This window comes from Thermodesulfobacteriota bacterium, from assembly GCA_035559815.1.
GTDB lineage: Bacteria > Desulfobacterota_D > UBA1144 > Nemesobacterales > CSP1-2 > DATMAT01.
The window spans coordinates 15,185-27,001 of the sequence record DATMAT010000055.1 but is presented as its reverse complement, the minus strand read 5'-3'; the positions used below and the strand labels follow the sequence as shown (position 1 = coordinate 27,001).

At 45.1% G+C, this 11,817-nt stretch carries 8 protein-coding genes; all 8 read right to left on the bottom strand.

All coding sequences use genetic code 11. The features are described 5' to 3' along the window. Positions 1-443 precede the first annotated feature (443 nt). On the bottom strand, positions 444-695 hold the full coding sequence (locus VNN20_13920) for a hypothetical protein (protein ID HWP93287.1): 252 nt from the start codon (positions 693-695) through the stop codon (positions 444-446). A 200-nt stretch (positions 696-895) separates the two neighbouring features. Further along, on the bottom strand, positions 896-2,272 hold the full coding sequence (chrA, locus tag VNN20_13915) for a chromate efflux transporter (GenBank protein HWP93286.1): 1,377 nt from the start codon (positions 2,270-2,272) through the stop codon (positions 896-898). Between the two features lie 192 nt (positions 2,273-2,464). Next, positions 2,465-3,436, bottom strand: coding sequence for a diacylglycerol kinase family protein (locus VNN20_13910; protein ID HWP93285.1), 972 nt, complete (start codon positions 3,434-3,436; stop codon positions 2,465-2,467). Positions 3,437-3,715: 279 nt separating this feature from the next. Continuing rightward, the gene (locus tag VNN20_13905; protein ID HWP93284.1) at positions 3,716-6,259 is read right to left on the bottom strand and encodes an AMP-binding protein; all 2,544 of its coding nucleotides are present in this window, start codon (positions 6,257-6,259) and stop codon (positions 3,716-3,718) included. A 380-nt stretch (positions 6,260-6,639) separates the two neighbouring features. After that, positions 6,640-6,990, bottom strand: coding sequence for a hypothetical protein (locus VNN20_13900; GenBank protein HWP93283.1), 351 nt, complete (start codon positions 6,988-6,990; stop codon positions 6,640-6,642). A 75-nt stretch (positions 6,991-7,065) separates the two neighbouring features. Next, positions 7,066-8,160: a radical SAM protein gene (locus VNN20_13895; GenBank protein ID HWP93282.1), complete on the bottom strand. Its 1,095-nt coding sequence runs from the start codon at positions 8,158-8,160 to the stop codon at positions 7,066-7,068. Positions 8,161-8,293: 133 nt separating this feature from the next. Beyond that, positions 8,294-9,454 (bottom strand): glycosyltransferase family 2 protein, encoded by a 1,161-nt coding sequence (locus VNN20_13890; GenBank protein ID HWP93281.1) that lies wholly within the window; start codon positions 9,452-9,454, stop codon positions 8,294-8,296. Positions 9,455-9,705: 251 nt separating this feature from the next. After that, positions 9,706-11,679, bottom strand: a complete 1,974-nt coding sequence (locus VNN20_13885; protein ID HWP93280.1) for a radical SAM protein — start codon at positions 11,677-11,679, stop codon at positions 9,706-9,708. Positions 11,680-11,817 lie beyond the last annotated feature (138 nt).

Below are 11,817 nucleotides of genomic sequence, written 5' to 3'. Positions count from 1 at the left end.
GCACTCCGGGGATACTGGTTGTTACCGGAAGTTTATGCAGGGAAGAGATTTGTTAATGGGATAATGGTAGAAGAAGTAAAAGTAAAGCAAAAAAGGAAGGCCGCCTGAATGATTTTTACACACCTATTGAAAAAACCCCCCATAACACCATAAAAAATCAATTCCTAAAAAATGGCAAAGACGAGTATGAAGCATTATTTTTCCCTCCTTTGATTTATGGGCAGAGCGCAAATTCTCAAATTACATAGCGGAAGCCACCAGGCCTCCATTCGTGTCATCGACTGCTAAAGCAGGAATCCTGTAGAGACACGCCATGGCGTGCCCCTACAATATAATTCAAATTAAGCCTGTCACTGATCAAATTGATTGAGAAAAAACCAATAAAGGCAGTTCTTCCTATCTTTTGCGCATAGTGATTAAGACGATTATTTCTGGTGACTCTCTCACTTCACTATCGGCTCCTCGCTGACCGGCGTAATTACACAGGTGCAGCGCATAAAGCCGGGGTCGAGGAATTTGTGAACTGCTTGGAGGCTCTCGGCTTCGACCACATAGTAAATCACGTGCTGTGAAAAAGCCCCATACATCGCTTTCAATCTAACCCCCTCGGCGCTGGCGTTGTAAAGAGTCTTTGAGCCTCCGGACTGCTTCGGGCAAAGCTCAGGTGTATGCGTTTGGGTTATAAGGAATAGCATATTAATTACCTCCTTTTGTTATTGGTCTGAGCTTACTATATTTTCGGGGAGAATTAAATGAAAGTTTAGCCTTTTACACTCATCTTTCACAATGCCACAGCAAGTACACTACTCATGACTCTCTTTGGGTCATGTCTGATTGTGTTTTAGAATTACACAAAGACGCAAAATTTTGCGTCTCTACATAAATCCTCTCACCCCTAACTCCTGAATACCAGGTAGTAAACAAGACCGATAAATGCGCTGCCGGTGAGGGTGGGAATCATGCTCAGCCGGTAGTGGAACATGGCCACAAATGCCCCGATGGCAATCAAGAGAGAGACTAAATCTATGCTATGCAACACCGGAACCTGAAGGCGCATTCCCAGTGTATGTATCTCGTTTACCACCTTGAAGAGAGTATGAAGCGAGAACCATACCGCCAGGTTCAGGATAACTCCTACTACTGCTGCAGTGATGGCAGACAGGGCCGTGCTCAACGATTTGTTCCCGCGAAGATATTCGATATAAGGCGCGCCGAGGAAGATCCAAAGGAAACAAGGGACAAAAGTCACCCAGGTTGTGATGACCGAGCCAAGCACCCCGGCTATCAAAGGGTCTAATGTGCCCGGATGTCTATACGCTCCCATGAAACCGACGAACTGCACAACCATGATCAATGGCCCCGGGGTCGTTTCCGCCATACCCAGTCCGTCAAGCATCTCTCCTGGTTCCAACCAATCATAAGTATTCACCGCCTCTTGGGCAATGTAAGCCAGCACGGCATAAGCCCCGCCAAACGTGACTACGGCAGCCTTGCTGAAGAAAACACCCTCGGTTACGAATACGCTGTCCTTACCATAAATTGAAATCAAGAGAGCCAAGGGGGCAAACCACAAAAGCAAGCAAATCACTGCCACCCGAAAAGCACGCAATGGGGAGGGTTGAGTGTGGTTCGCCACGTCGTCGGTTATGACAAAACCTTCCTGTCCGACGCTTTCACCGCTCTTAGATTCGTGTCCCTTAATCACATAGAATTTGTCCTCTCGAAGTTTACCTCCGATAAAACCGATCAATCCCGCCGATACGATTATGATGGGAAATGGAACATCGAAGAAAAATATGGCCACAAAAGCCAATCCGGCTAGAATAATCATCACTTCATTCTTGAGCGCCCGTTTACCGATGCGAATCACCGCTTCGACCACCACGGCCATCACCGCCGGCTTTAGGCCGAAGAAAAGCGCCCGTACCAAAGTTGTATCCTGGAATCCGGCGTAGAAAATGCTTAGCACCAATATGGAGATGAAACCCGGCAGGACAAAAAGAATTCCAGCAACCAGTCCTCCTATTGTTTTGTGCAAAAGCCAACCTATATATGTGGCTAGTTGCTGTGCCTCGGGGCCGGGAAGCAACATGCAGTAGTTGAGCGCATGCAAAAAACGGTTTTCGCTGACCCAGCGCTTCTCTTCCACCAGGATACGGTGCATCACCGCTATCTGGCCGGCCGGCCCTCCGAAACTATATATAGCCACTTTGACCCAGACCCAGAAAGCGTCTCGAAAAGCGACTGAGTGTTTAGGAGCATTGGCGGTCATAAATAATCGGTCTTCAGAATCTTGAGGCATATGTCTAATTTCTGTTCAAGGAATAAAAAAGCTGAGTCAAAAGTTCCTCCATTTTTTTATATTGATCATCTCCTCCTTTGCCTAGCGGTTGAAAAATAGGCATAGAGCGTATCCAGAATTACCGAGCCAATTTCTACTACTTTTCCACCATCTTTAAGAAAATTAGACAAAGCCTGCAACATCTTTAGGTGAAAATATCCTTATCTTAGGGCCGGCTTCAAGCCTTATGTCTATCGCTTTATCCGAGTCATGAACCTCTCCATCAATTATGTATCCCCTGTTTCCTTCTACTGTTAAGCTTTGTAATGATTGATTCATGAAATTCCTCGTAGCGTCGGATTTAAGACCCTTATATAAAGCTATTGGGAAGCGATAGAGTGCTTTTCTAAAATATGGAAGTCTTATATAGAGCATACCGAATTTTTTTCCCGGTACTAACTCATCTGTGAAGACCCTGAAACCAAAAACCAATCTTTTAACCGAGGCTGCCAGTATAAAAAGGTGACTTTCAAATGGGATTTTCTCATCGTTTAGATAAACCCTCGACTCGACCTCATCAAAGAGGTCATGGGTTGAGTTTGTGAAGGACGTAATAGCCGCTTTGAGAATCAATTTAAGCGCTAATCCTACACCTCCGCCTTCTCTGTAGTACCATTTGGTGAATCTATAGAGAAAACCGTCAACCCAGGTGAAGGCATATTTATTGTACTCATATCTCGGGTCTATTACCCTTATGAGTCCTCGTTCAATCGTAGGGATTTGCCGTTTGCTCTTTATACATCGAAGCAATTCCTTACAAACACTAATTTGGTCACCTCTAAGTCCTGCATCGCCTATAATCATATTCATCGTTCCTCCTTTTAGAGGAACGACTAATGGTAAGTCTCTATCGTCAAAAAGGTTTATATAGGAAGTGAGAACAGAACTTATTGTTCCGTCCCCTCCGCTGATACCGAGTATCGTTATACCTTCCTTGTAAAACTCCTCCAGAGCTGAGTGTATGTCGCCCTCATTCTTTGTAACGCAAACCAATGCGCTTTCATCAAGGGCCTCTTTAATCCTGTAGAGTTGTTTTTCTGTCCCCTTCCTGTTTATATATGCAAATGGGTTGAATATAACACCGATGCGTCTCATATTTGATTAATCTAAACCGACCCTTAAAGCCCATATACCTGGTCTTTCCCAGTAATTTCTACATAACTTACAATCTTTATCGCTGAATATTCGCCCGATACCTCGTATACTGAACGTCTTATCAATATAAACTAACCTTTATACGCAGCAGTTTTAACATAACTCCGTACCCATTTTATGGCTTTTTCGTTAATCCATCCACCTAAAAGCGAGACGGTTTCGGATAAGCGTAAGGGATTCAGAAATGGGGTTTGAAGAAGGCTTACCAGAAAAGTAGCATTACCCCAATTGCTTGACTGCCTCCTCAACCCGTCTTGCCAGCGCCTGATAATCATCTCCCTCGAGGCGGAGCGGAGGACCAAATACTACGCGTACACGGCCAGGACGAGGCATCCACCATGTATGGTGAAGCACGCGATCCACCCCCTCCAAATACACAGGAACAACAGGGAGAGCGAGTCGAGATGCAATCATACCGACGCCTGCCTGAAAGGGTTTGATCTCACCGTGCTCAGTGCGTTCTCCCTCGGGGAAAATGAGGATTGAAAAACCCTCGTCAACCAACTCACCGATATAGCGAAGCGCCTGGCGTGCTCCAGCTTCACGTTGCGGCAATGGGAAGGTGTTGAAGAAGAACGTAACCAGATAGTACTCAATGCCTTTGATAAGCCATTGCCATCTTGTGTATTGACCGGGAAGAAAGTACGCATTGAAGTACTCCTTGTAAATCGCCGGAGCTATGGTATAACGCCAGCGCGAGGGAAGCGCCGCTAAAATAGCAGGGGCATCCATAACACTCTGGTGGTTCGCAGCAAAGATCACCGGCCTCTCCAGAGATTGTAGATGTTCACGTCCTTCAACATGGATCCAAGTGAACAATCGGCAGAGAGGAAGAATCCAGGTTGCCAAGTTTAGCCGCCGTAGCACATGTACGATCCGGTAACGGCTCCAAGATGGAAGGTCTATCGGTTCAGCAGGCAGCTCAGAACTCGGGCGTTCAACGATTGCACGAAGATCTTCGACATTACGGGCCCGGGCAAACGCTGACTCGTCTATACTGGTCTGAAAGCGTTCCTCAAGCTCCATCAAAAGCTCCAAACGTTCTAGCGAACTGAGACCGATCTCCTCGATAGCCATATCCGGCCTGGCTGGCTGGCCACCGGTAAATTTCATGATAATCGATTCAATCGAATCTCCAACGGTAGCAGCCTGCGGTGGTTTGCCTTCCTCCACCCAGTCCTTGATTTCACGCCGTCTTAGCTTTTGTGTTCCCTCGGTGCGCGGTAGCTTATCACTAGGCCATACCGTAAGAGCACGTATCTTCTGGTGGTCCGCAAGCCGAGTATTTGCTTGACGCATTACTTCGTTGGGGTCAATCACCGGTTTGCCCCTTGGGTCGATACGCTCGGGTACGATCACAGCGTGTACACGTTCTTTGCCCTCGATGGTCACGCCAACAACAGCAGATTCTCGCACACCGGGAATCGAATCTAGGACGCGCTCGACATCCTCCGGAAATACATTCAGCCCCTCCGGCGTCACTATCATCTCTTTCTTACGCCCACGGATGTATAGACGACCTTGTTCATCGAAACCCCCAATATCACCGGTGTGGAGCCAGCCATCCTCAAATACCTGGGCAGTCTCAGCCTCCGCCTGGAAGTAGCCGGGTGTAACACTCTCTCCACGCACTAGAATCTCGCCGTCGGGTGCGATTTTTATCTCCGTCCCCGGCATTACCTTACCAACCGATCCCTTGTGCATATCAAACGGTTGATTGAAAGTGACTATTGGTGCCGTTTCCGTGAGTCCATACCCCTGAACCACTAGGAAGCCAAGGCCGGACCAGAATTCTTCCAGCTCAGGATCGAGCGGAGCTGCCCCCACTATGAAGCACCAGAATTTTAAGCCAAATAAACGGTGGATCTTCCAGTGCTCAAACCAACGTAAGACGATGTGTCGCTTTCTGTCATGGCCCTGCGCTGTCTTGGGCTCAAGACGAACAACATACCCACGTAGCATATCGAGAATTTTGGGTACACACACCACGACGGAAACCCGACGCTTGCGGACCTGCCGCGCGATCTCTTGCGGGTTGTAGCCACGCATGAAGACTACCGTGCCCGGTAGCATCGGTATGATAAATACGGCCATAGCCTGCGCAAAGAGGTGACTGAGCGGAGGAAGAGTGAGAAATCGTAGTGGAAGGAAAGGACGGAGGTATCTCCGATACTTGGCCACTTCACGCTGGATAGGTATGAGGTTAGCAAGGAGATTACGATGCGTAATCACAACCCCCTTCGGTTCTGCGGTAGCTCCAGATGTGAAGATTATCTCTGCTACATCATCTCGCCTGATTAGACTCTTGCTAGCATAATCAGGCCCATTGTCCGGCACATCGGGGGATGGTTCAACTGGACACCTAAGGTCAGCCAAGCGCCAGACCCGGATGCTGTTTTCGAACGATGGAACTGAGATTTCATCTCCTACCAGGATTATTCGGGCCTGGACGATTTTCTGCACCCTGTGTAGAAAATCTGATGAAGCCCGGTAATCGATTGGCACAACGACTGCGCCAATTAGAAGACATCCCCAGAATGCAACCACCCATTCTGGCCGATTCTCACTCCAGATAATGACCTTGTCACCTTTTTTTGCATTAGCGTCACGAAGTCGCGATGCAAAGAACTCTGCCGCACGGGCGATTTCGATATAAGTATGGGTCCGAGTTCTATAACCGTTATCGTAAATGAGTGAATCCCCGTGAACGTTGGCAAAGTCATAAAAGAAATCAAGCAACGTCTCTCGGCGTATATCTGACATATTATAGTAGTATATCTATAAAATCACCTGGTTCGAGTGGACTCTCCGGGGCGGAGCCGACTGGGCATCTAAAAATCAAAAACTGCCGTTCACTGCTAATATCATCTCTGTCCAAAATAACTATAACCGTTTATCATTCTAAATCGGAGCTTATTCAAGATGCAAGATGTTAGGTATCAGATAGGGGCGATCCATGTGATCGCCCTTTGGCAATTGGTTATTTACAATATCATCCCCTCCTAAATCCTCCCCCTTAAAAAGAGGAGGAAAGTTAAGGGCTTATCCTGACCTTTAAAGGGGAAAAATTCAGTGAGGTTATCCCTATCAAGGAGATGGTAATTTGGAGACGATCCTACCTTTAAAAGAGAATATATTCTTTCTTAAGTATCTTCCCTATCAACAAGCCCGCTCGGAATAGCAATCGGAATTGGATCAAAACCGTCTTGATATTCATTAGAAAGTATTATGCAAGTATTCCTTCCCCCAGTCGTATCCCAAGAAGTCCATACCATTATCTTATGCACGTTTCCATCCGTCCCTTTAAAATCTTCAAATGTCACAATATCCCCCCACCCTCGTGCGTGTACATACTGATTCATACCGTCTGTAAGCGCTTCCTCACAATGCTTCAGCAATAAATCATATTCATCTTCTTGATTTGAAATCTTCTCAAACCTAGCCGATATCCACAATAAACCTAAATCATTGGCCGTTAACTTTTTATTTTTCATGTCACACCTCAAATCTAGTTTCTCTGTTGAAGAAACTAGAAATGTTTATCAAGGACATCTTCTCATTATAGAAACTCACCAGGAATGCCGGGTAAGGTAGCTTTTAGGAATTTCCCAAAACTTCACACGCTCAGAAAACCTCATGCTATCGTGCAGAAAACAAACATGTGTGCAGAAACATTTATCCTGCGCAATTGAGTTTATCTCATCCTCTCTTATTTTAGAATTCCAGAAGGCTTGAAAGTCGCAGCCATAATCTCTAAGATTGCCGAGAGAACCACGAAGTTCGCAGGCTCTAATATTTCCGTCGTAATCAATAACTATTGCCGTTTCACCGGCTGTGCAAGGCATGGGCCAGGGTGCATTATACGTATAGTTATTAAACTGGGTTTGATGATGGAAATTAAGAACAGCAGAATATGCCGATTTTCTCACCCACCCTTGTACTGCTCCGCGATTCTCCGCCTTTCTAGCAGCGTATACCTGCTGAATTTTGGTTACTTCTCTATAAAGCTTTCTTAATTCTTCAGCAGGCACTTTTTTCAGGCTCTTATCCAGCGGGTCCCCACGGATTATCTGAAAAAAGTGGTAATCAAGGGCCTCATTTTCAAGGAAAAAATTGCCCAGTCTAGCAAGCTCGTGGCAATTTTCAGCACAAATTACCGAATTTACGTTTATCTGAAGCCTGTCACCGAATCTAGGCTTTAAAGTCCGGGCAAGCCCTATAGTCTCGAGGGACTTCTTGAAGTTTCCCGGAACGCTACGAATCTTATCATTTGTCTCAGGAAGGCCGTCAATTGAATTGTTAAGATAGACCTCGAGCAGTTCATTTTCTTCGAGGATTATCTCTGTGAGTTCTTTTATACGCCGCGGCTTAAGGCCATTTGTGGGGAGGTATATTCTTCTTATACCATTATTTTTGTAAAAGAGATTTACTATCTGAGAGAGTTCACTCCTAAGAGAGGGTTCACCACCGCTAAGAAGCAGGTCATGAAAAGGTGGCATCGTCTCTGACAACCTCTTTATCTCATCAAAAGTTAAATCCCCTTTTTGATTAAGCTCCTGCCAATAGAAACAGGTTCTACAGAGGGCATTGCAGCGAGAAGTGACGAAGAATATCACGGTATAGAGTTTCTTTGAAGGCTTTATGATTTTTATGAGCTTTTTCATTATTGCCAGCCCCAACTCCACTATAAGATTTGAAAGATAAAACACAAATAACGCTATAGTCCACTGTATATAATAGTCGTTTACCTGATTTTAGCACATGTTGGTTATATCACAAAGACAATTTAGCCTCTCTTTAGAGTCTATATACTCGCTCCTTCCAAGTAACCCCTTCACCACTTGCAACTTTATAGGCAGAGTAAAGTACTATACCGATGTAGACGGCTATACCTAGGGGAAAAGTAAAGGAGTAATAGCGAGAAATAGCAAAGAGCCGGGTAGCCTGCCAGGCAACGTAAATGGTCAAAACGAGAAGAAAAATGCTTTCGACCAGAATTAGGAATGAAAGTGGAGTATAGAATCTTTGAAAGGCCAAGTTAACCAGAGACCAGGTAACAAGGACCGGTGGTATGATCCCCCAGGCAAGGAGCAAAACTACAAAATACACGAGATTTCTCCATCTTCTACCAAGTCCAATGAAAAGATTTTTTGTCCACCCCTCCCACATCTCACTGAAATTCGTGTACATCCTGGTTCTTACGAGCTTTATCCCCCTCAATACACGAAGCTTATAGCCTGAACCCTTTACCAGATTTGCTAAGGCAAAATCTTCAACAATCTTATTCCTTATTGCTGAGTGTCCGCCTACTGCCTCGTACACCGAACGTCTTATTAATATGAACTGACCAATAGCTGCAGCCTTTTTACTCTTGGGATCATTAATTTTCTCTTGAGGAAATGCTTGATAAATGGATGAAAAAATAACTGGCTGTACTACTTTTTCCCAGAATGTTTCCAATATCTGAAAAGGAGAAATCGAGAGCATATCTACTTTATCATTTTCAGCGTATCTTATGACTGAAGTAAGCATGTAAGGCTCGGAAGCAGTATCCGCATCGACAAAAAGATACCAGTCTCCTTTTGCCTGTTTTATGCCCTGCCATAGAGCGTGGTTTTTCCCAACCCAACCTTCTGGGGTGGAAGCACCTTCTATTACATCCAAGCAGGAGTATTCAGAAGCAAGCTCCTTAAGTATGTTAATAGTATTATCTTTTGACTTATCGTCTACAGCTATAATCTCAAAATTTGGATACCTTTGAGAAAGTAAACTCTGGATACATCGCCTTGCGTTCTTTTCTTCATTTCGCATAGGCACAACGATAGAAACAAGTGGGGTATATCCTTCTATATCTTCTACAACTGGAATTTCTTCATAGTGAGTAATAACTTTTAAGAGGTTTAACAGAAAAATAGTTAGGAAAATTGCAAATATGCTAACTATTATCAGTAAGGGCATATCTCTTACAAGAAATATATTCTTGCCTTATACTATCTTCGTGAGGGTGTACCTATGGGATAATTCCTTTATCTTTTGCCCACACTTACTCCACTTTGTACTCTCATTACCTTGCTCCTCCTCCCGCAGGACAACACCACCAAGTTAGGGGGTGAGCGGTCATTGTGGGGAGTCCTTCTTATCAGCCGCTCGCAATGACCGCCTTGCTTAACTTAAGGATATTACTTCTAGAGGAATGGGACAGGACCGAATCATATGGTAAGTTCTTTAGATTTCTTGCGGATATCTCCTAACATTTTTACCGGAATTGCTTGATGTTCTGTATCTTGAAGTTCAGTCGAGTGACTTCCATTACCTTTACTTCCGTTACCGTTAGATTTCTCACGAATATCCCCTACCATCTTTACAGGGACAGCCTGTGAGCCATCCGGAAGATGAAGTGGCTTTGGCTTCTTGCTTGCATAAATCGGATGCCTTCCGTGCTCCTTGTACCAATCCCTAATAGTAGCTGTCCTGAATTCTTTCTCCACAATCCATCTCCAACCAATCCCGGTGTTATAGGCGCAAAAGGATATTTCCCCAAGTTGTGTCCCGTAGGGTATCACACACCTCTCGGTTCTTCTAAAATCGTAATTATATACATCCTGGAACCACATTGCCGCAATAAACTGAACACTCCAGTCATATCTGTCAGGAGAGACAGGTATTCCAAAATTCTTAGCCCCAGATTGGTCAAGGAAAAGATTAACTAGTGTGGGAAGGTCAATACCCTTTGGCGCTTCTTTCGGATTGTAGTTTCTCATGAAGGAAAGAGCCATCTCTGCCATGGCCCACTTCCGGCCTCGATAATGATCGGTGATTACTCGCATATCCCTAAGCAACTGCTTGAGGTTAATTATCTTCGTTACAGGCACTACCTCCTTGGTTCTCCGGTTAACTAAGAGCACAAAACCCGCTCCACAGTTTGGATGACATCCGCATTTCATCGAGCCCCAAGACTCCTCTAATCCTCTTGTCATATCGACGGCATCGGCGAAAGGTGAAAGCGCCGAAAGCGGGAACCAATCTCTCATCGGGTCTATGAGTCCGTCTCTCCACTTTGCAATGTCATGGGCTAGATGTGAGGTTGTGTATCTCTCCCTTCTTCTCTGGTCTTCCGGTATATCATCATCCCGGCCGGTAAACGATACGGGTTGGAACGCAATCCCAGCTACTTTTCCGACATTGTCGACCGAAAAATCAACTATTGGCACTACCTGGTCGTTGTTTATAGTGTTTACTATAGTGGGAACAAGCATTACGTTAATCCCAGCATTGTGCAGATTCTCTATTATCCTTTGTTTTACATCGTAGAGATTGGCTATCCTTCTATGAGCATGAGCCTTATTTCCTATACCGTCAAACTGAAGGTAAACAATTCTTAAGCCAGCCTCTTTTGCCTTATATGCATACTCAGGCTCTAGTGCAAACCTGAGTCCGTTTGAGGCCGCTTGTATCGAGAAAAACCCTAGCTCCTTTGCTAACCGGCAAGCATCAAGAAATATAGGAGAGAGAGTCGGTTCTCCTCCGGAGAACATAACCGCAGTCTGCCGCCTTGGCTTAAAGTTGGCCGCATCGGTAAGAATCTTCCTTACGTCTTCCATGTCCAGCTCGTGGACATAGCCCACCTGATTCGCATCCATAAAGCATGGTCGACACATCATGTTGCAGCGATTGGTGAGGTCAACTATCATACACGCTCCCCGGCTGTACTTGATTGTCGAAGCGCCATGAGAACGTAGGCTACCGAGTATATTCTCAGGAATTTGAGGGTCATCACCCATAAAAAGGGATTCTATATGCAGGAAGAATTCCGGGTCTATGGAGATTAAGTCTTCATAACGCCCGTGTTTTTCGCATGTCTTCTCCATTAAAACCCGGCCATCCTCATGGTAAAGACGAGCCCTGATCATGCCCGGGTTTTCTTTTATTATATCTCGCCAGTCCTTTCGATCGTTTGCTATGTCCTCTCTCACTTCCTTAACACAACCGGGACATAACGAATCGGTCTCTCTTGGCAAGCCAAGCGGAGGTTTTGTCCTCATACTCGACTTGGGAAAAGGAGCATGTGCCCAGTGAGGTTGAAAAGGCTTTGAAGGAATAATATCATTTATTACTCCTAACCCCTTCCATGTTAAGTCAGACGTCTTACTTAAAGTTTTTTCTAACAGTCTAACCATCTCCATGGCTTTTCCTCCTTTTTAAGGATTTAATTGGATTGTACCAAATTCGTTATAGTGATTTCAAGTACTTTCTAACTGGAGTGAATAGAATTAACAAAAGACCACAACCCTAGATGATGAGACCGCTCCTAGAGGTATGGC

Coding starts and splice junctions, on each gene's coding strand:
- VNN20_13895 (HWP93282.1), bottom strand. CDS start 8,160: ATGAAAAAGCTCATAAAAATCATAAAGCCTTCAAAGAAACTCTATACC.
- chrA (HWP93286.1), bottom strand. CDS start 2,272: ATGACCGCCAATGCTCCTAAACACTCAGTCGCTTTTCGAGACGCTTTC.
- VNN20_13900 (HWP93283.1), bottom strand. CDS start 6,990: ATGAAAAATAAAAAGTTAACGGCCAATGATTTAGGTTTATTGTGGATA.
- VNN20_13905 (HWP93284.1), bottom strand. CDS start 6,259: ATGTCAGATATACGCCGAGAGACGTTGCTTGATTTCTTTTATGACTTT.
- VNN20_13910 (HWP93285.1), bottom strand. CDS start 3,436: ATGAGACGCATCGGTGTTATATTCAACCCATTTGCATATATAAACAGG.
- VNN20_13885 (HWP93280.1), bottom strand. CDS start 11,679: ATGGAGATGGTTAGACTGTTAGAAAAAACTTTAAGTAAGACGTCTGAC.
- VNN20_13920 (HWP93287.1), bottom strand. CDS start 695: ATGCTATTCCTTATAACCCAAACGCATACACCTGAGCTTTGCCCGAAG.
- VNN20_13890 (HWP93281.1), bottom strand. CDS start 9,454: ATGCCCTTACTGATAATAGTTAGCATATTTGCAATTTTCCTAACTATT.